Genomic DNA, 24761 nt, shown 5'->3' on the forward strand with positions numbered 1-24761 from the left:
TGCAAGCACACTTGCTCAGGAACGGTTCAGGAACTGCAAAGGGAGCGCACGTGCTCGAACTCACCATGGCCGCCGTCTCCGCGGCGGAGGAGGGTGCCACGGCCGGCATGCTCATGGCCGACGCGCCCAGCGAGCCGGGCGCGCTGCTGCGGGTGGGCCGTGACCAGTCCGTGTGCCGACTGGCGACGCCCGACGACTGGCTGTTCGTCTCCCGGGTGCATCTGGAGTTCCTGTGCGGGCCGGAGGGGACCTGGCAGGTGACGTGGCTGCGCGGGTCGCAGGCCGAGCCGTCGAGCGAGGTGCGGCTGACCGTCGGGGAGTACGCCCAGCCGCTGGTCTACGGGGGGACCGTGGCGCTGCCCCGCGGCGGCAGCGGCGAGATCGTCGTCGTGGACCGCACCGCGCCGCGCAGCGTCAACGTCGGCTTCTATCACGAGGTCTGAGCGCGGGGCTGGCTCTGCCGGGGGCTACGACTCCACGCGCGCCAGCGCGAAGCCGTCGTAGCCCTTCGCCCCCACCGTCTGGATGGCCGTGGCGCTCACGCGGGGGTGTGAGCCGAGGAGTTCGAGGGCGGCGCGGGTGCCGGTGACGTCGGGGGTGGTGTCGTTCTGGTCGGCGACCCGGCCGCCGCGTACGACGTTGTCCACGATGATCAGGCTGCCCACGCGGGTCAGTTTCAGGGCCCACTCCACGTAGTGCGGGTTGTTCGCCTTGTCCGCGTCGATGAAGACCAGGTCGAAGGGTGCCGGGTGCTCGTCGGCCAGGAGGGGGAGCGAGTCGAGGGCCGCCCCCACGCGGATCTCCACGAGCTTGTCCAGGCCGGCCCGGGCGATGTTCCCCGCGGCGACCTCGGCGTGCCGCGGGCTGTACTCCAGGGAGACCAGTCGGCCGTCGGCGGGCAGGGCGCGGGCCAGCCAGATGGTGCTGTAGCCGCCCAGGGTGCCGATCTCCAGGATCCGCCGGGCGCCCTGGATGTGGGCCAGGAGCTGGAGCAGCTTGCCCTGCGGGGCGGAGACGGCGATCTGCGGGAGCCCGGCCGCCTCGCTCTCGCGCAGGGTGGCGGTCAGTGCCTCGTCGTCGGGTGCGAGGCGGGTGGCGAAGTAGGCGTCCACGGCTTCCCAGCGCTGCGACTCGCTCATGCGACCTCATTCGTACGGGTGGTCGGTGCCGATCGGCAGATGCCCTGACCGAGGCTACGGGTCGGCCGGGTCGTCGGCGAGTGGTCCTGCCGGGCGCCGGGAGCGTCGTACGACGAACAGGGCCACCGTCGCGGTGAGCGCGGCCAGGGTGCCGGCGAGGGTCAGCAGCCAGGCCGGGAGGCCGGCGAGGGTGCGGAGCCGGTCCTCGTAGATCACCTGCTGGAAGGCGGTGTCCGCGGCGGTCCGGCGCAGGGTGTGGTCGGCGTCGATCAGGTTCGGGGACGGGAACTCCTGGCCGATCGCCGTCAGGAACGGGGTGCCCGCGGTCAGCTCGGCCAGGGGGCTGCCGCGCCGGGGCGTGATCCGGCCGGCGAAGGTGACCCGGGGGCGGGAGCCGCCGATGCGGGACGTCGGTTCCATGCGGTGGGCGGCCAGCACGTACAGGCCCAGCGACTGGGGCGTCCGTGCCAGGCGGGACAGGCGCATCGGGTAGACGGGCTCGTCGGCCGCGAAGGACAGGCTCAGCGGGTCCAGGGTGCCCTGGAGGGCGGTGCCGGTGGTGTCCGGGGCCAGGCGGATCGCCACGTACTCCCAGCGGCGCTCCACATAGGGCTGGAGGGCGCCGCTCAGACGGGGCGGGAGGCTGAAGCCGTTGGCGCTCAGCCAGTCGCCGAGGGCGTCCGGGTCGGTGGCGGTCAGGCGGGCCACGTCGAAGGGGCCCAGCTTCTGGCGGCCCACCACGCCCACACCGGGCGCCCTGCCGACGCCGGGCGGGGGCGCGCCCGCGTCCCGGCCGCCGCCGGAGACCAGCGGCCAGTCGCCGTCCTGCGGCCAGAAGTGGTACCGGGTGCGGTGCACGGGCGCGGTGGCGGCGTCCAGCTCGTCGAAGAGGGCCGGATCGCCCAGCTCCACGTCCGCGCGGTGCGGGACCGGCATGATCCAGGCGGCGCGGTCGCTGTCGCCGTCGACCGTCAGCCGCATCACGATCCGCTCCCGGCCGCCGTCCCAGCGCACCACCGACACCTCGCGCGCCACGCCGACCCGCCGGGCGGTGTCCGGGATCATGGCGCCGCACCCGCAGGCGTACGCGGGGGCGACCAGGGAACCCACCTGGGTGGCGAGTAACGCCAGGACGACCGCGAGCAGGCGTCGGCGCGCCCGGCCTCTCAGGAATTCGATCATTCCCCCCAAACCCTCCGCTGCACGCTCGCCGGGCCTTCAGACGGTTACGCGGAGCATACGGGTCCGCGTCTTGTAGCTACGTAAGTGATCCACTGCGCGCTCAGCGAGGCGGTGCGAGATGGTGCGGACTATCGTCATTCGGACAAACGCGGGACGGGTGTCAGGCAAAGCGGAACCCCCTGCGTCTCTTCTCCGGGGGGCGGTGCGCGCCTCATAAGGTGCGCACGACAGACCTCACGTATCGGACGTGAGGGACGAACTGGGCGGGAGGCCTGGGCGCGTGGTGAACACCAACCCCAGTGGAGGACCGGCGGAAGCGTTCGGAGCGACGGCCGTGGACACGGCCAGAGCCCGGATGCGCGTGGCCAGATTCCTGCTGTGGGTGGTCGCCGCCATACTCGCCGTCCGCCAGGTCGCCGTCGTCCTCAGTACCCCCAGCGGGGAGCGGCTGACGGATCTGGAGACCTGGGTCGGTCCCGACGGGGTCCTCCATGTGAAGGGTTCGCTGTACGACTCGACGGAGTTCACGGGCACGCCTTTCGGCGGACTCGTCCTCAAACCGCTGACCAAGGCGGCCGAGCAGGCCCTCGGCTGGGGATGGACCTTCGGAACGCTGCTTCTGGTGGTCGCGCTCGGTCTTGTCGTCGCGCGGGCGCTGCCTCATCCGGTGAACAGACGTACGTCCTTCTTCGCCGCGCCGGTCGCGATCAGCCTGCTGATGCTGTCCCTGCCGGTCCGCAACACCCTGTATCTCGGGCAGACCAGCATCATGCCGGTGCTGCTGGTGCTGGTCGGCTGCTTCGTCGTACGCGGGCAGCGGGCGAGCGGCGTGCTCATCGGCCTGGCCGCGGCGCTCCAACCGACCGTGCTGCTCTTCGCCGGGCTGCTGTGGTTCACCGGGCGGCGGCGGGCCGCGCTGGCCACCGGGGCCACGTTCGCGGCGAGCACGGCACTGGCGTGGGCGGCGCTGCCGCACGACTCGTACACCTACTGGGTCCACCACATGGCGGGCACGGGACTCGGCGGTGACGCCGACGATCTCGCCAACCAGTCGCTGCACGGGGCGCTGCTGAGGGCCGGATTCGCCGGGCCGGCCGAGGTCGGGCTGTTTCTCGCGCTGGGCGCGGCGGTGGCGGCGCTCGCCCTCGGGCGGGCCGTGCGCTACGCCCGCGACGGGCAGCTGCTGCTGGCGGTGGCGGTCACCGGCTGCGCGGCGATCCTCGTGGCCCCGATGGCCTGGCAGCACCAGCTGCTGTGGGTGCTGCTGGCGGTCGTGGGCAGGGTCGGCAAGCGGGCCTCGGACCGGTATGTGTGGCCGGTCGCGGTGGTGCTGGTGATGACGCTGCCCGCGAAGATGATCCTGCCGAACATGGCCTCGCTCTACCCGCTGCGCGACAACGTCGTCCTGCTGGCGGCGCTGGCCGCGGCGACGCTCGTGCCGTTCCTGTCCCGGACCTCGCCCTACTACCGGACGCCGGTCCCGACGGAGTACGCCGAGCCGGTCGCCGCCCGCTTCCGGCGGGTGCCGCTGCTGCCGTTCCTGAAGCGGGTGCTGACGCGTCCCAACCTGCTCCTTGAGTTGCTGCTTATTCGTGTCACCTACGCCGCGTACCAGAAGGTGCGGCTCGCGGCGACGGGCGGCACCAACTCCGAGGGCCGGGCGCGGGCCGAGGAGCACGGACAGCAGGTCCTGGACCTGGAGCGGTGGCTGCACATCGACATCGAGCACTGGGCGAACCACGCGGTCGTCAAGGTCGACTGGCTGCGGAACTTCTTCGACTTCTATTACGAGTCCTTCCACTTCGTCGTCCCGCTGACGGTCCTCGGCGTCCTCTACTGGCGCCGCCCCGTCGACTACCGCTGGGCCCGCGCCTCCCTCGGCTTCGCCACCCTCCTCGCCCTCGTCGGCTTCTGGCTCTACCCGCTCGCCCCGCCCCGCCTCATGCCGTCCCTCGGCGTCATCGACACGGTCCACGGCGTCCAGGACTTCTCCAAGCCCGACTACGGCACCCTCACCGCCCTCACCAACCAGTACGCGGCGATGCCCTCGCTGCACTTCGGCTGGTCCCTGTGGTGCGGGGTCGTCATCGCGATCGTCGCGCCGAGGTGGTGGATGAAGGCACTGGGGCTGCTGCACCCGTTCTTCACCGTCACGGCGATCGTGGCCACCGGCAACCACTGGGTGCTGGACGCGGTCGGCGGCGCGGTGGTGGTGAGCGCGGGCTTCGGGCTGTCGTATCTCCTCCAGGGGCCCAGGGCGCGGCTGGTGAAGAACGCGGCGGCCGATGCGAAACCCGTGTTGGCGCGCGCCTCCGGGAGCGGGTGACAGCCGTACCCCCGCGGGGGTGCAATGGGGGGCGGAGGCGCCAATGGACGCGGACGCGGAGCTGGACCGGGGACGCCAGGCCTGTCGACGGCAGGCCTGGGCGGAGGCGTACGCGCTGCTCGGCAAGGCCGACACGGTACGACCGCTCGACGCCGCCGACGTCGAGGCGCTCGCCGAGGCCGCCGACATGCTCGGCCGGGGCGACGACGCGGTGGCGCTGCTGCGGCGGGCCTTCACGGCGTACGCCGGGACCGGCGAGGTCGGGGCCGCGCTGCGGTGCGCCTACTGGCTCTGCAAGGGCCTGGCCTGGGGCGGGGACCTCGCCCAGTCCGGTGCCTGGCTGGCCCGCGCACAGCGCCTCGCGGCCACGGAACCCGACTGCCCGAGCCGCGGCTATCTGACGATGCTGGAAGCCGAACTGCACTTCCGCGCCGGTGAACCCGCCGAGATGCTCACCCTCGCCCGCCGCCTCGCCACGACCACCGGACCCGACGCGGACCCCGACCTCGTGGCCGGTACGGCGATGACGCTCGGCCTCGCCCTGGTGAGCAACGGCGAGGTCGCCGCCGGGCTCGCCCAGCTCGACGAGGCGATGGTCGTCGTCGCCGAGGGGGCGCCCTCGGCGCGGTCCATCGGCATGACGTACTGCGTCGTCATCGGCACCTGCCAGGAGCTCCAGGAACTGCGCCGCGCCCAGGAGTGGGCCAAGGCGCTCGCCCGGTGGTGCGCGGCCCAGCCCGACTTCAGCGGCGCCTACCGGGGACTGTGCCGGGTGCACCGGGCCGCGCTCCTCCAACTCGGCGGCGCCTGGCCGGAGGCCGACCGGGAGGCGCGGCTGGCCTGCGCCCAGCTCACCGCCGGTTACGGCGAGAGCGCCGCGGGCAGCGCCTTCTACCAGCTGGCCGAACTCCACCGGCTGCGCGGCGCCCACACCGAGGCCGAGCAGGCCTACCGCGACACCCTGCGGCACGGCTGGGACACCCAACCAGGGCTCGCCCTGCTCAGACTGGCCCAGGACCGGCCCGCCCCGGCCGCGGCGGCGATCCGCCGAGCGCTCGCGGAGACGACGGACCCGATGCGGCGGGCGCGGCTGCTGCCCGCGGCGGTGGAGATCCTGCTGGCCGACCGGGACGGTGAGGTTCCCGAGGAGGCGCTCCGGGCCGCCGACGAACTCGCCGCCGTCGCCGGTGCCCAGAGCATCGCCGCGCTGCACGCCATGGCCCGCCAGGCCCGCGGTGCCGTGCTGCTCGCGCAGGGGGCCGCGGGGGAGGCGCTCGGGGTGCTGCGGGAGGCCGGGCGGGGGTGGCGGGAGCTGGACGTGCCCTACGAGGCGGCCAGGGTCGGGGTGCTCGTCGCGCTGGCCTGCCGGGCGCTCGGGGACGAGGACTGCGCGGCACTCGAGCTGGACGCGGCCGGGCAGATCTTCGCGCGGCTCGGGGCGGCACCGGACGTACGGCGGGTCGAGGGGCTCCGGGGCGGGGAGCGGCGGTCCGTCCTCTCGCCCCGGGAACTCGATGTCGTACGGCTCGTCGCGCAGGGCCGCACCAATCACGCCATCGCCGCGGAACTCGTCCTCAGCGAGAAGACCGTCGCCCGGCACGTCAGCAACATCTTCGCCAAGCTCGACCTCGGCTCCCGTACCGCCGTCGCCGCGTACGCCTACGAGCACGGGCTGGTGCGGACTCCGGGCGCCTAGGCCGTGTCCGCGAAGTCCCGCCTGCCGGGAGCCGCCATGCACGCCCTCTCGCCGCACCGGGCACAAACCCACGTACAACCAGTACGCGGGTTCGTGCCCGGCACGCCGAGAGCACGCACCTGACGCCGCCCGGCCCGCCCTCCGGGCGGACGACGGGACTTTGCGGACACGACCTAGGAATACCCATACCCCCGGCCCACCGAATGGGCATTGCTGTCGATGCGGGTCCCTGCCCCGCGCCGCCAGCATCGAAGTGTGTCCGACGACGCGCTCACCCTCCGCGAACAGCTGCGAACGGCCCGGCTGAGGTACGCCGACAGCGCTGCCGAGCTGGGCACCCTGTTGCGGCTGCGCGGTGAACTCGCCGAGGCCGAGCGGCTGTTGCGGCAGGCCGTGGAGATCTACGAGGCCGAGCGCACCACAACCGAGGAGCTGGCATGAACACCGAACTCACCGAACGTATCGAGACCGTGGTCATCGGCGGTGGCCAGGCCGGACTCGCCACGGGGTACCACCTGGCCCGCGCCGGACGGTCGTTCGTGATCCTGGAGGCCGGGGAGCGTGTCGGCGACAGCTGGCGCGCACGCTGGGACTCCCTGCGGCTGTTCAGCCCGGCCCGCTTCGACGGCCTGCCCGGACTGCCCTACCCGGGACCCGCCTGGGCGTTCCCCACGCGGGACGAATTCGCCGACTACCTTCAGGCCTACGCCGGATGGGCGGAACTCCCGGTGCGGACGGGTATCCGGGTGCGGCGGCTGTCGTACGACGGCACGCGGTACGTCGTGGAGACGGACGGCGAGACGCGGTACGAGGCCGAGAACGTGGTCGTCGCCGCCGGATACGACCGGCTGTCCAAGATGCCCGCGTACGCCGGTGAGCTCGACCCGGGCGTCACGCAGTTGCACGCCGTCGACTATCGCGGCCCGGGGCAGTTGCAGGACGGTCCGGTGCTGATCGTCGGGGCGGGGAACTCGGGGGCTGACATCGCCGTCGAGCTGGCGGCGAGCCGTCGGGTGCTGCTGTCCGGGCCGCATCCGGGGCAGATCCCGTGGCGGATCGAGCGGCGGGCCTCGCGGGTGCTGACGCCGGTGCTGTTCTTCCTCTTCCGGCACGTGCTGACCGTCCGCACTCCGATGGGCCGCAGGCTGCGGCCGAAGGTGCTCGCGCACAGCGCCCCGCTGATCCGGGTGAAGGCCGCCGATCTGAAGGCGGCGGGCGTCGAGCGGGTGGACCGGGTCGTCGGGGTGCGTGACGGGCTGCCGGAACTCGCGGACGGGCGGCGGGCGGAGGTGGCGAACGTGCTGTGGTGCACGGGCTTCCGGCCGGACACCTCCTGGATCGACCTGCCGGTCTTCGACGGCGAGGACGGTGAACCGGCGCAGCGGCGCGGGGTGGTGCCCTCGCAACCCGGGCTGTACTTCGTGGGGCGGCTCTTCCAGTACGCCATGGCCTCGTCGATGGTCCAGGGCGTGGGCCGGGACGCCGAGCATGTCGTCCGGCACCTCAGCGCCCGGCCGACGGCCGTGCCCCCGGCTGTCGCGCCGGACGCGGTACGCCTCGGGGGAGGCAGGAACGGGGCGTGAGGGACGGATGCTCCCGCCTCCCCCGGGTCCGGACGGGCCGGCGGCGCCGGGAAGCCGCCGACCCGGGCCCGGTTCCGGGTCAGACCATGCTGACCTGGAGTTCCTTGACGCCGTTGATCCATGCCGAGCGCAGGCGGCGCGGGTCGCCCGTCAGGGTCAGGTTCGGCATCGCGTCGGCGATCGCGTTGAAGATCAGGTCGATCTCCAGGACCGCGAGCGACTTGCCCAGGCAGTAGTGCGGGCCGCCGCCCCCGAAACCGAGGTGGGGGTTGGGGTCGCGGGTGATGTCGAAGGTGTCGGGGTCGGTGAAGACCTCGGGGTCGTGGTTGGCGGAGGCGTAGAAGATGCCGACCCGGTCGCCCTTCCTGATCAGCTTGCCGCCCAGCTCGGTGTCCTGGGTGGCGGTGCGCTGGAAGGAGTTGACCGGGGTGGCCCAGCGGACGATCTCCTCCGCCGCGGTCGACGGACGCTCCGCCTTGTACCGCTCCCACTGGTCGGGGTGGGTGAGGAAGGCGTGCATGCCGTGGGTGATGGCGTTGCGGGTGGTCTCGTTGCCGGCCACCGCCAGCATCAGCACGAAGAAGCCGAACTCGTCGGAGTTCAGGTTGCCTTCGTCCTCGGCCGCGACCAGAGTCGTCACGATGTCCTTCGCCGGGCACTGCTTGCGGTCGGCCGCCATGTTCATCGCGAAGGCGATGAGCTCCATCGCCGACTGCTGGCCGACCTCCTCGGTGATCGCGTACTCGGGATCGTCGTACGAGATCATCTTGTTGGACCAGTCGAAGATCTTGGCCCGGTCGTCCTGCGGGATGCCGATGAGTTCGGCGATGGCCTGGAGGGGCAGTTCGCAGGCGACCTCGGTGACGAAGTCGAAGGAGCCGGGGTGTTGGCGGGCGTTCGCCGCGATGGCGGTGGCACGGGCGCGGAGGTTGTCCTCCAGGGCGCGGATGGCGCGCGGGGTGAACACACGCTGGACGATGCTGCGGACCCGGGTGTGCTCCGGCGGGTCCATGTTGAGCAGGATCAGGCGCTGGGCGTCGATGGCGTCGCGCTCGATGTGCTCGTTGAAGCGGATGATCGCCGTGTTGAGGGTGGAGGAGAAGAGCTCGGGGTGGGTGGAGACGTACTTGACGTCCGCGTGCCGGGTCACCGCCCAGTAGCCCTCGTCCTGGAAACCGGCGATGTTGCCCGCCTGGGGGATCCAGCGGACCGGTTCCACCCGGCGCAGTTCGGCGAACTCCGGCAGCGGAACGCGCTGTTGCAGCAGATCGGGGTCGGTGAGGTCGAACCCGTCGGGGAGCTCTGGACAGGTCATGGGGCAGCTCCAGCCGTGTTCCAGCCTTGCTCGGCGGTCTTCTGACGGTCCATCAGGTTGTCCGGTGAACGTAGTAACGGGTTCTAGAAGTAGCAAGAGGCGTGCACGACTCTTGCGGCGATGGAGTCCCTGTCAGCAGACTGCACGTGGAACTAGAACACGTACTAGTTCCGCGTGGCGGGCCGGGCCGGGACGCCCCCGCGCCGCGCGGGTACGCAAGGAGAGGAACTCCTTAGATGGCCGCGGAACCCGTGATCGTCGAAGCCGTACGCACCCCCATCGGCAGGCGCGGTGGCGCGCTCGCCAACCTCCACCCCGCCTATCTGCTGGGCGAGACCTACCGTGAACTCCTCGGCCGCACCGGCATCCCCGCCGACTGCGTCGAGCAGATCGTCGGCGGCACCGTGACCCACGCCGGCGAGCAGTCCATGAACCCCGCGCGCACGGCCTGGCTGACCATGGGCCTGCCGTACGAGACGGCCGCGACGACGGTCGACTGTCAGTGCGGCTCCTCGCAGCAGGCCTCGCACATGACGGCCAACCTCATCGCGGCGGGCGTCATCGACGTCGGGATCTCCTGCGGCGTCGAGGCGATGTCCAGGGTGCCGCTGGGGTCGGGTTCGAAGCACGGTCCGGGGAAGCCGTTCCCGGACGAGTGGAACGTGGATCTCCCCAACCAGTTCGAGGCCGCGGAGCGGATCGCCCGGCATCGCGGACTGACCCGCGAGAACGTCGACGCGCTCGGGCTGATCTCACAGGAACGGGCCGCCGTCGCCTGGAGCGAGGAGCGCTTCAAACGCGAGACGTTCGCCGTCCAGGTCCCGACCACCGAGGACGAGCAGCATGCCGGACAGGGCATGTGGCGGCTGGTCGACCGGGACGAGGGGCTGCGCGACACGTCCATGGAAGCGCTGGCCGGACTGAAGCCGGTCATGCCGACCGCCGTCCACACGGCGGGCAACTCGTCCCAGATCAGCGACGGGGCGTCCGCCATCATGTGGGCCTCGAAGCGCATGGCGCGGGCGCTGAAGCTCCGGCCGAGGGCCCGGATCGTCGCCCAGGCACTGGTCGGCGCCGATCCGCACTTCCACCTCGACGGGCCCATCGACGCGACCAAGGCGGTGCTGGGCAAGGCCGGGATGTCACTGAGGGACATCGATCTCGTGGAGATCAACGAGGCGTTCGCGTCGGTGGTGTTGAGCTGGGCCCAGGTCTTCGAGCAGGACCTGGAGAAGGTCAACGTCAACGGTGGTGCGATCGCCCTCGGTCATCCGGTGGGCGCGACCGGGGCGCGGCTCATCACCACGGCCCTTCATGAACTGGAGCGCCTGGACAAGGAGTTCGCCCTGATCACGATGTGCGCGGGCGGCGGACTCGCCACCGGCACGATCATCCAGCGTCTGTAGACGCCCAGTTGACGAAGCTCGTGAACGCGGCGGGGTCGAGGGTGAGGATCGGTCCCGCCGGGTTCTTGGAGTCGCGGACGGCGATGGTGGCGGCGGTGCCTTCGGCGACCTCGACGCAATCGCCGCCCTGGTCGCTGCTGTAGCTGGACTTACGCCACTTGCTCTCCATAGCGGTCCTCCATCGTGCTCCGGATCAACTCCGCCGAGTCCTTGATGGACAGAGCGGCGGCTCGCAGATGATCGTAACGGAGTGAGCAGTCCTTGACCGTGTCCGGGTTCGCGGACGGATGTCCGCTGCCGTACCCCTCCGTGTAGACGATGGTCGGGTCGCTCGCGAAGCGGTAGAGGTTGAACGAGCCTGTCAGTCCCGTGTGCGCTCCGGCCGAGAACGGCAGCACCTGGATGTTGATCCGGAGGTTGTCCTCGAAGTCCAACAGGTGGGCCAGTTGGCCGCGCATCGTTTCCCCGCCGCCAATCTCCTGGTAGAGCGCGGCCTCGGTGATCACGGTCCAGAAGACGGGCGATTCCGGCTTGTCGAAGATGCGTTGACGAGCCAGTCGCACGGCGGTGCGGTCGTCGAGGTCGGCCTGGTCCAGTGTGCCGAGAGTGGCGCGCGCGTAGGCGTGGGTCTGGAGGAGGCCGTGGATCATCGTGGCCTGGAACGTGCAGATCTCCGTCGCCCGCGCTTCAAGCTCCGCCACCTGCCTGAACCACGCCGGGAGTTGGCTCCGCAGGACCAGCTCCACGAGCCGGGACAGCAGCCCGTCGGAACCCAGCGCCGCGTCCGCCCGTTCGCTGAACTCCGGGGTCGGGACCTTCCTCGCCGTCTCGATCTGGCCGATGAGGGAGCCGGTGTAGTTGAGAATCTCCCCGAGCTGTTTCTGGCTCAGTCCCGCCGCTTCCCGCAGCCGCCGGAGCTCGTAGCCGTAGTAGTCGAGCGGCGAGGCTCCCGGGTCAAGGACGTTGATGTGCGTCACGAAGAGCCCCCACTCCAGAACGGGTTGTATCCGGCCTGTAGCCCAGCGTAGTCGCGGCAGTTCAGGCTCGTCCCGTGAACACATACTTTCCCCCCACCACGCACTACCGCATGCGCATCACCGTCGGCGAGCACTCGGTCCGGCACATCCGCCGCATCGTCCGCTCGCTGCTCGCCGAGTGGGAACTGGCCGAGCTGGTCGACGCCGTGGAGCTGGGCGTGACCGAGCTGGTCACCAATGTCGTACGGCATGTTCCGGACCGGCGGTGCGAGGTGGTCGTACTGAGAACCGCGGGAGTCCGGGTCGAGGTGACGGACTCGTATCCCCAACGGCCCGTCGTGTGCGGGGCGTTGACGGCCGACGCGGAGGGCGGGCGGGGGCTGGTGCTGCTGGGGGCGGTCGCGGACAAGTGGGGGGTGGCGGGGGCGGCCGGGGGTGGGAAGACCGTGTGGTTCGAGTGTGGGGTCGCCTGACTCGACCGCCCTGGGCGGCAGCCGCCTGCCCGCCGCCGTCAGGGCCGCCGATGAGTTTCCTCCGGACTCGCGGTCAGCACTGTCGTCCGGCACGAGGAGGTGTCCACCGTGGGTGGAGCGGCATGGCAGGAAGCGCGGGAGCGGCTCGGGGTCCTGGTCGGGGAGTGGGTGGTGGAGGCGGACTTCGCTGACCCGGACCGCGCGGATCCGGACGGTCCCACCGCGCGCAGTACGTTCGCCTGGGATCTGGACGGACGGTTCCTGGTGCAGCGCACCCGGATTCCCGTCGCCGGGGCGCCCGACAGCATGGCGGTGATCGCCGTCGATCCGGAGTCGGGGGCGTACACCTACCACTACTTCGACTCGCGCGGTGTCGTACGGACGTACGCGATGACCTTCGACGGCGAGGAGTGGACGCTGCTGCGGGAGACGGCGGACTTCTCGCCGTTGCCCTTCCGGCAGCGGTTCGTGGGGCGGGTCGGGGACGGGGTGGTCCAGGGGGTCTGGGAGCGGGCGAAGGACGCGTCGGCGCCATGGGAGCGGGACTTCGGGCTGGTCTATCGCAGGGGTGCGCGGTGACGGAGGTGGAGGCGGACGGCGAGGTCGGGCGGGGCATCGTCGACGGTGGTCGGTATCTGGTGCTGGCGACGGCCGACGCGGACGGGCGGCCGTGGAGCACGCCCGTGTACTTCGCGCACGAGGGGTATCGGGAGTTCTTCTGGGTGTCCTCGCCGGAGGCCACCCACTCGCGCAACATCGCGGTGCGGCCCGAGGTGGGGATCGTCGTCTTCGACTCGTCGGCGGCGATCGGGACCGGGCAGGGGGTGTACCTGTCCGCCGTCGCCGGGGTCGTGGCGGAGGGGGACGCGGCGCCGGGTCTCGACGTCTTCTCGCGCCGGTCCGTCCGGCACGGAGGGCGCGTCTGGACCGTCGAGGACGTGCGCGGCGACTCCGGTATGCGGTTGTACCGGGCGGTGGCGGACGCGCACTGGATGCTGGCCAAGGACGGCAGGCCGGACCACCGGGTGCCGGTGCGGCTCGCCTGAGCGCGGCCGGGTCCGGCGCTACTCCCGCCCCGACGCCGTCACCGCCAGCACTCCCACCAGCACCGTCGACACCAGCAGCGGGATGCCCAGCCCGTGGTCGCGGACCAGCCACGCGCCCAGCGCCGCGCCGGCGATCATCGCGCCGACCGCGGCGGTACGGCGTACCCGGCGCGTTCCTGGACCGTCGGCGGCCAGGCCCGTCAGGGTCATCGTCAGGACGGTGGTGGTGAGGTCGGCGACGCCCAGTTTGCGGACGGTCGCGTTGCGCAGGCCCATCGCGAAGGCCGTGACGGCGATGAGGGTGTAGACGGTGGCGGTGTCGTCGGGGGCGGCGAGGGCGACGACGGTCGAGGCGGCCAGCAGCAGCGCCTCGGCGGCGAGGGTGCGGCGGACCCAGGTGCGGCGCGGGCCCCGGCCGAGGCGCTGGGCGATACGGCCGCCGGTCGCCGCGCCGATCACGAACGCGAGCAGGGAGGTCAGGGTGTGGGGGACGGAGAAGCCCGGTGCGCCGGCGGCGGCGAAGCCCAGTACCACCACGTTGCCGGTCATGTTCGCGGTGAAGACATGGCCGAGGCCGAGATAGCTGACGGCGTCGATGAGCCCGCTGACCAAGGTCAGGACGAGCAGTACGGGTACGAGGCGCAGGCCGCGGTCGGGCTGGGGATCCGTGCTCACCGGGTCAGTGGACCACGCGGGGCGCCGGGATCGTCGTACTACGAAGGCGGCGACCCCCGGGAACGGGGGTCGCCGCCTTCGTGCGTCTGCGGTCAGTCGTCTGTCGTCTGTCGCTCGGCTCAGTACCAGCCGTTGGCCTGCCAGAACGCCCAGGCGCCGGACGGGCTGCCGTAGCGGGAGTTCATGTAGTCGAGGCCCCACTTGATCTGGGTCTGGGCGCTGGTCTTCCAGTCCGAGCCGGCGGTGGCCATCTTGGAGCCCGGCAGGGCCTGGACCAGGCCGTAGGCGCCGGAGGAGGCGTTGGTGGCGTTGACGTCCCAGCCGCTCTCGTGCTCGACGATGTGGCTGAACGCGGAGTACTGGGCGGAGTTCGGGATCATCTTGTGAGCGATGGACTTGGCCTGGGCGGCCGAGTCGGTCGTGGCCGCCTGAGCGGGCGCCGCGGTCAGCACCAGACCGGCGGTGGCGGCGGCCATCGCAGCGGTGGTGATGGCCTTCTTCGGGGAAGCGATGCGGCGAACGATGCGGGAGACGGACACGGAGAACCTTTTCTTCGGGGACGTGGTCTGTCGCGGCCTGTGCCGGTTGCGCCAGGCATCCGGTACATGCGTCGGCGCCGAGGCCCGTGGGCTTGTCGGCGCCGTGCGACGTTGTCCAGAGAAACAGGCTTGAAGCCCGTCCGCAATGACCCCTTTTGCTAGTGGTGGTCGTATCCGGGGCGGGAGGGGTCCGTGTGAGCTGGCTCTCAATGCGCAGGTCAGAGGCCGTTATGGCATGGGCATGGCGTCCGATATGTACTACTAGGGTGGTTAGTTCGTGATGTGGGTCATGTGGGGTGGTTCACCGATCAACGGGGTTCGAATGTGACCGCGCTCTCGAAGGCGGCCCGTCGGGTGGCTCTGCGTAGCGCCCTGAGCACGGCCGGGCCGAGCGTGAAGGTGAGGACGACCGTGCACAGGGCCCGGCCCAGGTCCCAGCCCAGTGAGGTGGCCAGACAGTAGAGGAAGAAGCGGGCCAGATTGCCGGGGACCGAGCCGTCCGGCTGGAAGGCGATGTTCGAGGCGGTCCCGGCGAGGAACGGCCAGCCCGCGAGGTTGGTGAGCGTGCCGTAGGCGAACGCGGCGAGGAAGCCGTATGCCGCGAGCAGCGCGAGTTCCGTACGTCCGCGCAGGCGTCGCGCGCCGGGCAGCAGCCCCGCGCCCATCGCGAACCAGCCCATCGCGAGCATCTGGAACGGCAGCCACGGCCCCACCCCGCCCGTGAGCAGCGCCGACGCGAACATCGACACCCCGCCGAGGGTGAAGCCGAAGCCGGGACCGAGGACCCGGCCGCTGAGCACCATCAGGAAGAACATGGGCTCGATACCGGCGGTTCCGGCGCCGAGCGGACGGAGCGCGGCGCCGGTCGCCGCGAGCACGCCGAGCATCGCGACCGCCTTCGGGCCGAGGCCCGACTCCGAGATCGTCGCCGCGACCACGACCACGAGCAGGATGAGCAGCCCGGCGAAGAGCCAGGGCGCGTCGGCCGCGTGCGCGTTGACCTGGGAGCGGGGCGGGGCGAGGAAGGGCCAGCCGAGGGCGACGACCCCCACCGCGCTGACGAGGACGAGGGCGGCGAGGGAGCGGGGGCCGAGGCGGATGACGTTCACGGGCGTTCGAGGGCCTTCCTCACCTGGGCCACGGTGAGCCACTTCTGCGGGGCGAGGATCTTGCTGACCTGCGGGGCGAAGGAGGGGGACGCGACGACCACGTCCGCCGCCGGGCCGTCCGCGATGATCTCGCCGTCCGCGAGCAGGACGACACGGTCGGCGATCTCGGCGGCGAGCTCCACGTCGTGGGTGGCGAGGACGATGGCGTGGCCCTCGGCGGCCAGTGTCCTGAGTACGGCTGCCAGGCGGGCCTTCGCTGCGTAGTCGAGGCCGCGGGTGGGTTCGTCCAGGAGGAGGAGCGGGGGGCGGGCGGTGAGGACGACGGCGAGGGCGACGGTGAGGCGCTGGCCCTCGGAGAGGTCGCGGGGGTGGGTGTCGTCGGTGACACCGGTCATCTCGGGGAGGAGGTCGGTGACGAGGGCGCGGCAGGTGCCGGGCGCTGCGCTCGCGTCGGAGTCGGCGGCCTCGCATTCGGCGGCGACGGTGTCCGCGTAGAGGAGGTCCCTCGGTTCCTGGGGGACCAGGCCCACTCGGCGGATGAGGTCGCGGGGTGGGGTGCGGTGGGGGATGGCTCCGCCAGTGCGGACTGTGCCGGAGGTGGGGGCGATGAGGCCTACGAGGGTGTTGAGGAGGGTGGACTTTCCGGCGCCGTTTCTGCCCATGAGGGCGAGGGTTTCGCCGGGGGTGAGGGTGAGGGTGATGTTGGTCAGGGCCTGGATGGGGGTGCGGTGGACTGTGAGGGCTTGGACTTCGGCGGCGTGGGGGGATGGGGGGATCGGGGTGGGGGTGCGTTTGAACCAGCGGCGGGGGGTGGGGGCGCCTGAGGGGGTGGGGGGTGTGGGTTGTTGGCGGGTGCGGGTTGTGTGTGGCTGGTCGCGCCCACGCGGCGGTAGCCGCACATCAGATACAGCCCCGCGCCCCTGAGGTACCTCAGGTTGGCCTGCGTTTAGTTGGTTCCGTAGGTCTGCTGCCCGTCGCCTCGCGTCTCGCACCGTTAGTGGCAGGGGTGTCCAACCCGCCAGGCGGCCTAGGCCCACCACCGGTGGATACACGGAGGACACGGCCATGATCTCGGCCGGGGTGCCCAGGCGCAGGGGCGCGCCCGGGCCCGGCAGGAGGGCTATCCGGTCGGCGTACTGGATGACGCGCTCCAGGCGATGCTCGGCCATGAGGACTGTGGTGCCCAGGTCGTGGACCAGGCGTTGGAGGACCGCGAGGACCTCCTCCGCGGCGGCGGGGTCGAGGGCGGAGGTGGGTTCGTCCAGGATCAGGGCCCGGGGGTGGGGGGTGAGGACCGAGCCGATCGCGACGCGTTGCTGCTGGCCGCCGGAGAGGGTGGAGATCGGGCGGGCGCGGAGGTCGGTGAGGCCGAGGAGGTCGAGGGTCTCCTCGACGCGGCGGCGCATCACGTCCGGTGGCAGGCCCAACGACTCCATGCCGTAGGCCAGTTCGTCCTCGACCGTGTCCGTCACGAAGTGGGAGAGCGGGTCCTGGCCCACCGTGCCCACGACGTCGGCCAGTTCGCGAGGCTTGTGGGTGCGGGTGTCGCGGCCGGCGACGGTGACCCGGCCGCGCAGGGTGCCGCCGGTGAAGTGCGGGACGAGACCGCTGACGGAGTTGAGGATCGTGGACTTGCCGGTGCCGGACGGGCCCACGAGGAGGACGAGTTCGCCCTCGGGGACCTCGAAGTCGATGCCCTGGACGGTGGGTTGGGTCGCGCCGTCGTAGGTGACGGAGACGTCCTCGAAACGGATCACGACGGCTCCTCGGGAGGCGGGGTGACGAAGGCGGGCAGCAGGCCGAGGAGGATCGCGGCCGCGGGGTAGAGGGGGAGGGTGGGGGTGGTCAGGGGGATGACGCCGGGGTGGAGGGCCGCGGGGTCGTGGACGGAGGCCCAGGCGAGCGCCGCGGCCACCGCCGCGCCGGAGGCGGTCGCCAGCCAGGCGCGGGCGCCCCAGGGGTCGGGGCGGTAGCGGGTGCGGGGCGTGCGGCGGCCGCCCAGACGGAGGCCGGCGAGCGCCGCGGTCACTCCGGCGAGGAGGACGGGGACGCCGTACGTGCCGCCTTCGGCGGTCAGCAGGCCGTACGTTCCCGCGCAGACGCCGAGCAGGCCGCCGAGGGTGAGGGTGTTCGTCGTACGGCGGACGCGGGGCGGGACGTCGGCGGTACGGCCGTAGCCGCGGGCGTCCATCGCGGCGGCGAGGGCGACGGAGCGTTCCAGGGCGCCTTCGAGGACGGGCAGGCCCACCTGGAGGAGGCCGCGCAGGCCGGAGTCGGGGCGGCCCCGGAGGCGACGGGCGGCGCGCAGACGCTGGACGTCGGCGATGAGGTTCGGGGCGAAGGTGAGGGCGACGACCACGGCGACGCCCATCTCGTACAGGGCGCCGGGGAGGGACTTGAGGAGGCGGGTGGGGCTGGCGAGGGCGTTCGCGGCGCCTACGCAGATGAGGAGGGTGGCCAGTTTCAGGCCGTCGTAGAAGGCGAAGGTGAGGGTCTCCGCGGTGACCTTGCCACCGAGGCGGATGCCCTGGGCCCAGTCCGGGAGGGGGACTTCGGGGAGGGTGACGAGGGTGTGGGTGCCGGGGAGGGGGGAGCCGAGGGTGACGGCGAAGGTGAGGCGGATGAGGAGGACGGCGAGGGCGAGTTTGACGAAGGAGGAGTAGGAGCGGGCCCAGGGGGTGTTCGGGCGGCGGGCGGCCACTACGTAGGCGGACGTGGCGATGAGGAGGGTGAGGAGGAGGGGGTTGGTGGTGCGGGTGGCGGCGATGCCGAGGGAGAGGGACCAGAGCCACCAGGCGGCGGGGTGGAGGGGGGTGCGGGGGGTGCTGTGGGTGCGGCGGGTGGGGGTTGAGGTGGGGGGCGTTTCGCTTGCCCGCGCCGGCGGGGTGCCGCCTGCGCCCACCCGTGCCGCCCCAGCGGCACGACTGCCCGCAGCTAGGGTGTGGTCTGCGCCTGCCTGTGCCGCTCCGGCGGTGTGACTGTCCGCAGTTGGGGGTTGTGGGGTGGGCGCCGCCTCGGTGGCGCGGCCGTCCGGGGGCTGGGGCGGGTTAGCGTGCATTCCTGCGGCGCCTTGCCTGCCATATCGCCGCCGCGGCCAAAGTTGCCACCGCTGCGGCGCCCGTCAGTAGGCCCACCGATGGGCCGGAGTCGTTGTTGGTGTTGTGCTTCTTCGCCGAGGTGTTCTTGTTGCCCGTCGCCACTTGCTCACCGCACCCGGTCTCCGGGTACCCGGCGATCGCGCACAGCAGGGCGTTGGTGTCGTAGCGCAGGGGTTTGGCCACCGTGGCCAGGGCTTCCGCCGTGGTCGCGTCGGCCGGGACCACCGCGCACTTCGTGCGGAGCGCGGGGGGTGTCTCTCCCGACGGGGCGTCCGTCGGTGTGCCGAAGTCGAGGACCAGGGCCACGCGTTTCTTGCCGGGGTCGGCGGGGGTGTTCGCGCAGATCTTCGCGAACGACGCCGTGCCGCGGGGCTTCGTCGCGTCCGTCGAGTCCTCGCTCACCGCGAAGCGGAAGCCCTGGACGTCGCCGTCGGCGGGGACGGCGGTGGCGGGGCCCTGGGTGGCGTAGGTCCAAGCCGTGCCGGTGCGGTCCCAGAAGGACCAGTAGCGGTAACCGGCGGCGTGGGCCGCCTGGCCGGTGAGGGCCAGGAGGCAGAACGCCGTCAGGAGCAGGGCGGCGACGCGGCGCATCACTGGCGGCGCTTCCGGCCGCGGAGCATGAGGGCGAAGCCGATGAGGGCGCCGAGGAGGAGACCGCCGCCGACGGTCCAGGCGACGGACAGCCCGTCATCGCTGTCGTCGGACTCGGTCGCGCCGGTCGCCCGTCCCTCCTTCGGGCCGGGCACGTGCTCCGGCGTCGGGCCGGTCGCGTTCAGCAGGACGATCAGGTCCTTGCCGCCGAACTCACGCGGGTTCAGGCCACCGGCCTGGGCGGCGAAGACGAGCTGGGCGTAGGCGGCCGGGCCGGTCTGCGCGGCCCACTTCAGGGCGTTGGCCTCCAGCCAGTGGACGGACGCGGTGGCCTCGGCGTGGAAGTCGGCGGCGGACAGGGCGACGACCGCGTCGGCGGTGTTGCCGTAGTCGGGCTGGTCCTCGGCACCGGGCAGGGCCGACTTCAGGTACTTGTCCTTGGCCATCGTCTTCGCGAGGTAGGAGGCGCCGTTGTGGGCGGCCTGCTCGGAGTCGCCGGGCTTCTCGCAGGACTGGCTCGCCCGGTCGTCGTCGCTGTGGACGTTCGTCTGCTGCTCGCCGAGCCCGCCGAGCACCGCCGCCGCCGTGGCGTCCGCGTTGGCGGTGAGCCCGCCCTTCTTGTCGGGCTGGTAGGCGAAGGCGCCCGCCCCCGTCCCGGTGCAGGGGAGGGCGAGGTCCAGCAGGGCGTCGTAGGGGCTCTTGCCGTTCTTCTGGACCTTCGCGGCCTGCTGGCCGACGGCGGTGAGCGCCCCGATGACCACGGACGTGGAGTTCGCGTCGCTCGCTCCGCCGGCGGTGTAGCCCCAACCGCCGTCCTTGTTCTGCACGGACTTCAGCCAGGCGACGGCCTTGCGGGGGACGTCCTCGTGTCCGCCGGTCGCGGCGAGGGCCTGCACCGCGGCGGCCGTGCTGTTGGTGTCGACCATGACCTTGGCGTCGCAGGCCTTGGTGGTGTCGGCGCGGAAGGCGGGGAAGGCGCCGTTGGCGCACTGCTGGCCGGCCAGCCAGTCGACGGCCTTGTCGGCGGGGTCGACGGACTGTTCCGTCTGCGCCATCAGCGTCAGCGACTGCCGCCACACCCCGTCGTACGTCGGGTCGCCCGCCCCGTACAACCCGTCGGGTATCGCCACCGAAGGCGAGGGCGAAGTGGACGGATCGGCGGCCATGGCCGGGGTGGCCGTGCCGATCACGGCGGTGGCGGCCAGGACCGCGGCGCTGCGGCGGACGTTCATGATCGGCGGATGCCTCTCCCTGCAAGGGAGCCGGGCAGCGCGGGGAGACCCCGGGCGGCTCGGCCCCGTAGACCTCGACGGTGCCGTGCACCGGCCGGATGCCGGTGCGCGTGAGCCGGTCAACTGCTCCGCGCGGGGCGATCCGGCTTGCCCGGGAGGCAGGGCCTCGGAGGCTCACGGTTGCGGGTCAGCGCCGGAATTGCACCGGCTTCCCCCCGTACGGGTGTGATGACGACGCGGCCACTCTACCCGCCCGTAAACAACCGGCTGAGGGGCTCCTGTGAGGCGCTCCCGACCGGGGGATAGGTTCGGCGGCGTGGAGATCACGGGGAGACTGATCGGCTCGGGGCGGGCGTCCGACGTCTATGAGATCGACGACGCGTGGGTGCTGCGGCGCGACCGGGAGGGGTACGCGGACGCGCTGGCCGAGGCCGCCGTCATGGAGCGGGTGCGGGCCCATGGGTATCCGGTGCCCCGGGTGCGGACAGCGGATTCCTCCCGGTCCGACCTCGTCATGCAGCGGCTGCACGGGCCGACGATGCTGGCGGCGTTCGCGGCCGGGCGCATCGACGCGCGGGACGCGGGGGAGATGCTGGCGGGGCTGTTGCGGCGGCTGCATGCCGTGCCGGGGCGGGTGGTTCACCTGGATCTGCATCCGGACAACGTGATGCTCACCGCCGACGGGCCCTACGTCATCGACTGGGCCAATGCCGAGGAGGGCGACCCCGGCCTCGACTGGGGCATGTCCGCGGTGATCCTCGCCCAGGTCGCCGTCGGGGACGAGCCGATCGCGGGGCCGGCGCGCGCGATGCTGGCCGCCCTACTGGCCGACCCGTCCGCGCTCACGGAGGAGGGGCTCGTCGAGGCGCGCGGGCGGCGGGCGGTCAATCCGACGATGAGCCGACGGGAGACCGAACTGCTCGGCGCCGCCGAGGAGTTGGTCAGGACGTTCCTGTCCTGACCGGAGTCGGGCCGCCGAACGGCAGCCGCAGCCTTCGCGACGCGAGCAGCCACGTGCCCTTCGCCGACCTGCGGAACTCGTCCTCGTACTGCCCGACCTGGACGGGCGGGCCCGGCGGGACGGGGCCCTGGCCGCCCTCGTGGCCGTCGACGCGGTACGTCGTGAAGTACGAGGTCGCCGTCGCCCTGTCCGGGGACGTCACCGTGACGAGGATGTTGGACATCACCCGGCGCGAGAGGCGGTCGGAGGGACGGGAGGCGAAGTACGCGCGCAGCGCCTCCCGGCCCACGGACCGCCGCCCGTCCCCCTCTGGGAGCGGCCACTCCCAGGAGCCGTCCTCGGTGAACAGCCCGGCGACCGAGCCCGGTTCGCCGAGGTCGAGACGGTGGACGAAGTCGATGATCAGGCGCTCGCAGGCGCGTTCGGCGAGGAGTCGCTCCAGAGGGTCCATACCCGCGATGGGATCACACCGCCACGTAGGTGAGGGGATCGCTCCCCGGCACCGCCTCCGCCCGGCCCAGCTTCACCAGGCGCCGCAGATGGGCCTCCGCCTCCGAGACGGCGATGTTCCGTGAGCCGTGGGGGATTTCGGCCCAGGGGCGGTTCCATTCCATGCGCTCGGCGACCTGCCATGGCGTGAGCGGCTCGCCGAGCAGCGCCCGCAGCCCGGTCAGCCGGTCCTCGTGGTGCGCCAGCAACTCCCGTACGCGGGCGGACGCGTCGGTGAAGACGTACTGGTGGGCCGGGAGGACCTCGGCGGGGGCCAGCCGCCCGACGCGTTCGAGGGAGTCGAGGTAGTCGCCGAGGGGGTCGGTGACGGTGGCGTCGTCGGGGTCCTCGTACAGGCCGATGTGCGGGGTGATCTCGGGGAGCAGATGATCGCCGGAGAACAGGCGTCCCTGGCCCGGTAGTTGGGCGGGATGTTGTTCCTCCAGATGGAGGCAGACATGGCCCGGGGTGTGGCCCGGCGTCCAGATCGCGCGCAGACGGCGGCCGGGGAGGGGGAGGAGGTCGCCGGGGACGATCTCGCGGTCCGGCACGGCGGGGGAGAAGCCGGGGAGGCGGCGGGGGCGGGCGGTGCGGAAGGGCGCCACATGCTCCTCGGGGGCGCCCGCGGCCACCAACTTGGCCGTCATGTAGGCGAACCAGCGCTCGGGGCGGGTCTCGCCGGTGCGGCGGACGATGGCGGCGTCCGCCGCGTGCATCGCGATCCAGGCGCCGGACGCCTCGCGCACCTTGCCGGACAGGCCGTGGTGGTCGGGGTGGTGATGGGTGATCAGCACCCCGTGGACGGCGGCCGGCGAGGTGCCGCAGGCCGTGAGTCCGGCGGCGAGGGTGTCCCAGGAGGTCGGGTCGTCCCAGCCGGTGTCGACCAGTACCGGGCCGCGGTCGGTGTCGACGACGTACACGAGCGTGTAGCCCAGCGGATTGTCCGGGATGGGGACACGGATCGAGCGGACGCCACCGCCGTGGTCGGTGACCTGTGGGCTGACCTGTGCCATGGGCTCCCCCGTCTCCGCGTTCCCGCCACTATAACTAGAACGGGTTTCGATGGGAGCCCAAGTCATCCTTCAGCTGCCGCCGCCGGTCTGTGGACTCCTCGGAAGGGAACTGGTATCAGTTCCGATATCTGATGAACCGTCAGAGTCAGCTCCCGGGGAGGCAGTCGCCATGACCGAGCTCGTGGAACACGGACAGCTGTTCATCGGCGGGGAGTTGACGGACCCCCTGGGCAAGGACGTCATCGAGGTGATCTCCCCGCACACCGAGGAGGTCATCGGACGCGTCCCGCACGCCGCGCGGGCGGACGTGGACGCCGCCGTCGCCGCCGCCCGGCGCGCCTTCGACGAGGGGCCCTGGCCGCGGCTGACCCTCGACGAGCGCATCGAGGTCGTCACCCGCATCAAGGACGGCATCCTCACCCGGCACGAGGAGATCGCCCGCGTGATCTCGTCCGAGAACGGGTCGCCGTACTCCTGGAGCGTCCTCGCGCAGGCGCTCGGCGCGATGATGGTGTGGGACGCGGCGATCACCGTCGCACGGAACTTCCCGTACGAGGAGCAGCGCGACGGCGTCCTCGGGAAGATCCTCGTGCGCCGCGAGCCGGTCGGCGTCGTCGCGGCCGTAGTCCCCTGGAACGTCCCGCAGTTCGTCGCCGCCGCCAAGCTCGCGCCCGCGCTGCTCACCGGCTGCACGGTGATCCTCAAGCCGTCGCCGGAGTCACCGCTGGACGCGTATCTGCTGGCGGAGATCACGCGTGAGGCGGGACTACCGGAAGGCGTGCTGTCGATCCTCCCGGCCGACCGCGAGGTCAGCGAGTACCTGGTCGGGCACCCCGGCGTGGACAAGGTGTCCTTCACCGGCTCGGTGGCGGCGGGCAAGCGCGTGATGGAGGTCGCGGCACGGAACCTCACCCGGGTCACCCTCGAACTGGGCGGCAAGTCCGCGGCGGTTGTCCTGCCGGACGCGGACGTGGAGTCGACGGTCGCGGGGGTCGTTCCGGCCGCCTGGATGAACAACGGCCAGGCGTGCGTCGCCCAGACCCGCATCCTCCTGCCGCGCTCCCGCTACGACGAGTTCGCGGACGCCTTCGCCGCGGCGGCGAGCGCCCTCGTGGTCGGCGACCCGCTGGACCCGGCGACCCAGGTCGGCCCACTGGTCGCCCAGCGCCAGCAGCGCCGCAACCTCGACTACATACGCATCGGCCAGGAGGAGGGCGCGAAGATCCTCACCGGCGGCGGTCGTCCGCCGGGCCTGGACAAGGGCTGGTACGTGGAGCCCACCCTCTTCGGCGACGTCGACAACTCGATGCGGATCGCCCGCGAGGAGATCTTCGGCCCGGTCATCTGCCTTCTCCCGTACGGTGACGAGGCCGAGGCCGCGAAGATCGCGAACGACTCCGACTACGGGCTCAGCGGCAGCGTGTGGACGGCCGACGTGGCGCACGGCATCGAGTTCGCGCGCGGAGTCCGTACCGGCACCTACAACGTCAACACCTTCAGTCTGGACATGCTCGGCCCGTTCGGCGGCTACAAGAACTCGGGGCTGGGCCGGGAGTTCGGCCCGGAAGGCTACGGCGAGTACCTCGAACACAAGATGATCCATCTCCCGGCCGGCTGGGAGGCGTGAGCGCGGCCATGGGAGACCGCTGGCAGGTCGAGGTCGACCGTTCGCTCTGCATCGGCTCGGCCCAGTGCGTCCACCGCGCCCAGGGCGCCTTCCGGCTCGACTCCGGCATGCAGTCCCACCCCGTCGAGCCGGAGACCGACGCCAACGAGAAGGTCCTGGAGGCCGCCGAGAACTGCCCGGTCGAGGCCATCATGATCACCCTGCTGGGCAGTAGGGAGCCGGTGTTCCCGCCCGAGGAGTGAGGGCCTAGGCTCCTGCGGTCGTCATCAGGGGATCGTTGGGGT

Annotated in this window: 26 protein-coding genes and 1 riboswitch; of the genes, 12 read left to right on the forward strand and 14 right to left on the reverse strand. The window is 71.9% G+C overall.

Features of this window, described 5'->3' with window-relative positions; genetic code table 11:
- The first annotated feature begins 50 nt into the window (after nucleotides 1–50).
- Nucleotides 51–443, forward strand: coding sequence for a hypothetical protein (locus tag OG885_RS31430; protein ID WP_399965828.1), 393 nt, complete (start codon nucleotides 51–53; stop codon nucleotides 441–443).
- Nucleotides 444–467: 24 nt separating this feature from the next.
- On the opposite strand, the gene OG885_RS31435 is transcribed toward OG885_RS31430, so the two are convergent.
- Both OG885_RS31435 and OG885_RS31440 read right to left on the reverse strand, forming a co-directional pair.
- Entirely contained in the window at nucleotides 468–1139 is a 672-nt protein-coding gene (locus tag OG885_RS31435) for an O-methyltransferase (protein ID WP_405737639.1), read from the reverse strand.
- A 54-nt stretch (nucleotides 1140–1193) separates the two neighbouring features.
- On the reverse strand, nucleotides 1194–2321 hold the full coding sequence (locus OG885_RS31440) for a DUF2330 domain-containing protein (RefSeq protein ID WP_405737640.1): 1128 nt from the start codon (nucleotides 2319–2321) through the stop codon (nucleotides 1194–1196).
- 355 nt (nucleotides 2322–2676) lie between these two features.
- Between OG885_RS31440 and OG885_RS31445 the strand changes: the two genes are divergently transcribed.
- The 4 genes from OG885_RS31445 (at nucleotide 2677) to OG885_RS31460 (ending at nucleotide 7926) form a co-directional block, all read left to right on the forward strand.
- Nucleotides 2677–4647, forward strand: a complete 1971-nt coding sequence (locus OG885_RS31445) for a bifunctional glycosyltransferase 87/phosphatase PAP2 family protein (protein WP_405742956.1) — start codon at nucleotides 2677–2679, stop codon at nucleotides 4645–4647.
- A gap of 43 nt (nucleotides 4648–4690) precedes the next feature.
- The gene (locus tag OG885_RS31450) at nucleotides 4691–6343 is read left to right on the forward strand and encodes a LuxR C-terminal-related transcriptional regulator (protein ID WP_405737641.1); all 1653 of its coding nucleotides are present in this window, start codon (nucleotides 4691–4693) and stop codon (nucleotides 6341–6343) included.
- 255 nt (nucleotides 6344–6598) lie between these two features.
- Nucleotides 6599–6784, forward strand: coding sequence for a tetratricopeptide repeat protein (locus OG885_RS31455; RefSeq protein WP_405737642.1), 186 nt, complete (start codon nucleotides 6599–6601; stop codon nucleotides 6782–6784).
- Nucleotides 6781–7926: a flavin-containing monooxygenase gene (locus OG885_RS31460; RefSeq protein ID WP_405737643.1), complete on the forward strand. Its 1146-nt coding sequence runs from the start codon at nucleotides 6781–6783 to the stop codon at nucleotides 7924–7926. Before OG885_RS31455 ends, OG885_RS31460 begins: the two co-directional genes overlap by 4 nt.
- Before the next feature lie 79 nt (nucleotides 7927–8005).
- Here the strand turns inward: OG885_RS31460 and OG885_RS31465 are convergent, their stop codons facing one another.
- On the reverse strand, nucleotides 8006–9241 hold the full coding sequence (locus tag OG885_RS31465) for a cytochrome P450 (RefSeq protein ID WP_399965836.1): 1236 nt from the start codon (nucleotides 9239–9241) through the stop codon (nucleotides 8006–8008).
- Between the two features lie 236 nt (nucleotides 9242–9477).
- Here OG885_RS31465 and OG885_RS31470 point away from each other — a divergent pair, with 236 nt between their 5' ends.
- Complete coding sequence (locus OG885_RS31470) at nucleotides 9478–10647, forward strand: steroid 3-ketoacyl-CoA thiolase (protein WP_405737644.1); 1170 nt, start codon at nucleotides 9478–9480, stop codon at nucleotides 10645–10647.
- Here OG885_RS31470 and OG885_RS31475 read toward each other — a convergent pair.
- On the reverse strand, nucleotides 10631–10816 hold the full coding sequence (locus OG885_RS31475) for a DUF397 domain-containing protein (RefSeq protein ID WP_405737645.1): 186 nt from the start codon (nucleotides 10814–10816) through the stop codon (nucleotides 10631–10633). The two genes, OG885_RS31470 and OG885_RS31475, sit on opposite strands and share 17 nt — an antisense overlap.
- Entirely contained in the window at nucleotides 10797–11624 is an 828-nt protein-coding gene (locus tag OG885_RS31480) for a helix-turn-helix domain-containing protein (protein ID WP_405737646.1), read from the reverse strand. The genes OG885_RS31475 and OG885_RS31480 overlap by 20 nt, the downstream gene beginning before the upstream one ends.
- 110 nt (nucleotides 11625–11734) lie before the next feature.
- Between OG885_RS31480 and OG885_RS31485 the strand changes: the two genes are divergently transcribed.
- The 3 genes from OG885_RS31485 to OG885_RS31495 all read left to right on the forward strand — a co-directional run bounded on the left by OG885_RS31485 (nucleotide 11735) and on the right by OG885_RS31495 (nucleotide 13143).
- On the forward strand, nucleotides 11735–12097 hold the full coding sequence (locus OG885_RS31485) for an ATP-binding protein (protein WP_405737647.1): 363 nt from the start codon (nucleotides 11735–11737) through the stop codon (nucleotides 12095–12097).
- Nucleotides 12098–12205: 108 nt separating this feature from the next.
- A complete protein-coding gene (locus OG885_RS31490; RefSeq protein WP_405737648.1) occupies nucleotides 12206–12676 on the forward strand; it encodes a hypothetical protein in 471 nt (156 codons plus the stop codon).
- Nucleotides 12673–13143: a pyridoxamine 5'-phosphate oxidase family protein gene (locus tag OG885_RS31495; protein WP_405737649.1), complete on the forward strand. Its 471-nt coding sequence runs from the start codon at nucleotides 12673–12675 to the stop codon at nucleotides 13141–13143. The genes OG885_RS31490 and OG885_RS31495 overlap by 4 nt, the downstream gene beginning before the upstream one ends.
- Before the next feature lie 18 nt (nucleotides 13144–13161).
- On the opposite strand, the gene OG885_RS31500 is transcribed toward OG885_RS31495, so the two are convergent.
- From OG885_RS31500 to OG885_RS31530, 7 genes are all read right to left on the reverse strand, one after another.
- A complete protein-coding gene (locus tag OG885_RS31500; protein ID WP_405737650.1) occupies nucleotides 13162–13818 on the reverse strand; it encodes a YoaK family protein in 657 nt (218 codons plus the stop codon).
- 119 nt (nucleotides 13819–13937) lie between these two features.
- The gene (locus OG885_RS31505; protein ID WP_405737651.1) at nucleotides 13938–14357 is read right to left on the reverse strand and encodes a transglycosylase SLT domain-containing protein; all 420 of its coding nucleotides are present in this window, start codon (nucleotides 14355–14357) and stop codon (nucleotides 13938–13940) included.
- Nucleotides 14358–14665: 308 nt separating this feature from the next.
- The gene (locus OG885_RS31510) at nucleotides 14666–15466 is read right to left on the reverse strand and encodes an ECF transporter S component (protein ID WP_405737652.1); all 801 of its coding nucleotides are present in this window, start codon (nucleotides 15464–15466) and stop codon (nucleotides 14666–14668) included.
- The gene (locus OG885_RS31515; protein ID WP_405737653.1) at nucleotides 15463–17223 is read right to left on the reverse strand and encodes an ABC transporter ATP-binding protein; all 1761 of its coding nucleotides are present in this window, start codon (nucleotides 17221–17223) and stop codon (nucleotides 15463–15465) included. The genes OG885_RS31510 and OG885_RS31515 overlap by 4 nt, the downstream gene beginning before the upstream one ends.
- Nucleotides 17220–18368, reverse strand: a complete 1149-nt coding sequence (locus OG885_RS31520; RefSeq protein WP_405737654.1) for an energy-coupling factor transporter transmembrane component T — start codon at nucleotides 18366–18368, stop codon at nucleotides 17220–17222. The genes OG885_RS31515 and OG885_RS31520 overlap by 4 nt, the downstream gene beginning before the upstream one ends.
- Nucleotides 18369–18513: 145 nt before the next feature.
- Nucleotides 18514–19155, reverse strand: a complete 642-nt coding sequence (locus OG885_RS31525) for an SCO2322 family protein (protein WP_405737655.1) — start codon at nucleotides 19153–19155, stop codon at nucleotides 18514–18516.
- On the reverse strand, nucleotides 19155–20387 hold the full coding sequence (locus tag OG885_RS31530) for a prenyltransferase/squalene oxidase repeat-containing protein (protein ID WP_405737656.1): 1233 nt from the start codon (nucleotides 20385–20387) through the stop codon (nucleotides 19155–19157). Before OG885_RS31530 ends, OG885_RS31525 begins: the two co-directional genes overlap by 1 nt.
- Before the next feature lie 113 nt (nucleotides 20388–20500).
- Nucleotides 20501–20642, reverse strand: a riboswitch (cobalamin riboswitch).
- Between the two features lie 61 nt (nucleotides 20643–20703).
- Between OG885_RS31530 and OG885_RS31535 the strand changes: the two genes are divergently transcribed.
- Nucleotides 20704–21348: a phosphotransferase gene (locus OG885_RS31535; RefSeq protein ID WP_405737657.1), complete on the forward strand. Its 645-nt coding sequence runs from the start codon at nucleotides 20704–20706 to the stop codon at nucleotides 21346–21348.
- Here the strand turns inward: OG885_RS31535 and OG885_RS31540 are convergent.
- Together OG885_RS31540 and OG885_RS31545 are read right to left on the reverse strand one after the other, a co-directional pair.
- Nucleotides 21329–21799, reverse strand: coding sequence for a nuclear transport factor 2 family protein (locus OG885_RS31540; RefSeq protein ID WP_405737658.1), 471 nt, complete (start codon nucleotides 21797–21799; stop codon nucleotides 21329–21331). The two genes, OG885_RS31535 and OG885_RS31540, sit on opposite strands and share 20 nt — an antisense overlap.
- A 13-nt stretch (nucleotides 21800–21812) precedes the next feature.
- Entirely contained in the window at nucleotides 21813–22850 is a 1038-nt protein-coding gene (locus OG885_RS31545) for an MBL fold metallo-hydrolase (RefSeq protein ID WP_405737659.1), read from the reverse strand.
- A 169-nt stretch (nucleotides 22851–23019) separates the two neighbouring features.
- Between OG885_RS31545 and OG885_RS31550 the strand changes: the two genes are divergently transcribed.
- The gene (locus OG885_RS31550) at nucleotides 23020–24477 is read left to right on the forward strand and encodes an aldehyde dehydrogenase (RefSeq protein WP_405737660.1); all 1458 of its coding nucleotides are present in this window, start codon (nucleotides 23020–23022) and stop codon (nucleotides 24475–24477) included.
- 8 nt (nucleotides 24478–24485) lie between these two features.
- Nucleotides 24486–24719, forward strand: a complete 234-nt coding sequence (locus OG885_RS31555; protein ID WP_405742958.1) for a ferredoxin — start codon at nucleotides 24486–24488, stop codon at nucleotides 24717–24719.
- Nucleotides 24720–24761 lie beyond the last annotated feature (42 nt).

The sequence above is a fragment of the Streptomyces sp. NBC_00028 genome, from assembly GCF_045041065.1.
In the GTDB taxonomy this organism is placed as follows: domain Bacteria; phylum Actinomycetota; class Actinomycetes; order Streptomycetales; family Streptomycetaceae; genus Streptomyces.

Coding starts and splice junctions, on each gene's coding strand:
- OG885_RS31465 (WP_399965836.1), bottom strand. CDS start 9,241: ATGACCTGTCCAGAGCTCCCCGACGGGTTCGACCTCACCGACCCCGAT.
- OG885_RS31545 (WP_405737659.1), bottom strand. CDS start 22,850: ATGGCACAGGTCAGCCCACAGGTCACCGACCACGGCGGTGGCGTCCGC.
- OG885_RS31550 (WP_405737660.1), top strand. CDS start 23,020: ATGACCGAGCTCGTGGAACACGGACAGCTGTTCATCGGCGGGGAGTTG.
- OG885_RS31440 (WP_405737640.1), bottom strand. CDS start 2,321: ATGATCGAATTCCTGAGAGGCCGGGCGCGCCGACGCCTGCTCGCGGTC.
- OG885_RS31485 (WP_405737647.1), top strand. CDS start 11,735: ATGCGCATCACCGTCGGCGAGCACTCGGTCCGGCACATCCGCCGCATC.
- OG885_RS31555 (WP_405742958.1), top strand. CDS start 24,486: ATGGGAGACCGCTGGCAGGTCGAGGTCGACCGTTCGCTCTGCATCGGC.
- OG885_RS31450 (WP_405737641.1), top strand. CDS start 4,691: ATGGACGCGGACGCGGAGCTGGACCGGGGACGCCAGGCCTGTCGACGG.
- OG885_RS31530 (WP_405737656.1), bottom strand. CDS start 20,387: ATGAACGTCCGCCGCAGCGCCGCGGTCCTGGCCGCCACCGCCGTGATC.
- OG885_RS31540 (WP_405737658.1), bottom strand. CDS start 21,799: ATGGACCCTCTGGAGCGACTCCTCGCCGAACGCGCCTGCGAGCGCCTG.
- OG885_RS31525 (WP_405737655.1), bottom strand. CDS start 19,155: ATGCGCCGCGTCGCCGCCCTGCTCCTGACGGCGTTCTGCCTCCTGGCC.
- OG885_RS31445 (WP_405742956.1), top strand. CDS start 2,677: ATGCGCGTGGCCAGATTCCTGCTGTGGGTGGTCGCCGCCATACTCGCC.
- OG885_RS31435 (WP_405737639.1), bottom strand. CDS start 1,139: ATGAGCGAGTCGCAGCGCTGGGAAGCCGTGGACGCCTACTTCGCCACC.
- OG885_RS31470 (WP_405737644.1), top strand. CDS start 9,478: ATGGCCGCGGAACCCGTGATCGTCGAAGCCGTACGCACCCCCATCGGC.
- OG885_RS31460 (WP_405737643.1), top strand. CDS start 6,781: ATGAACACCGAACTCACCGAACGTATCGAGACCGTGGTCATCGGCGGT.
- OG885_RS31475 (WP_405737645.1), bottom strand. CDS start 10,816: ATGGAGAGCAAGTGGCGTAAGTCCAGCTACAGCAGCGACCAGGGCGGC.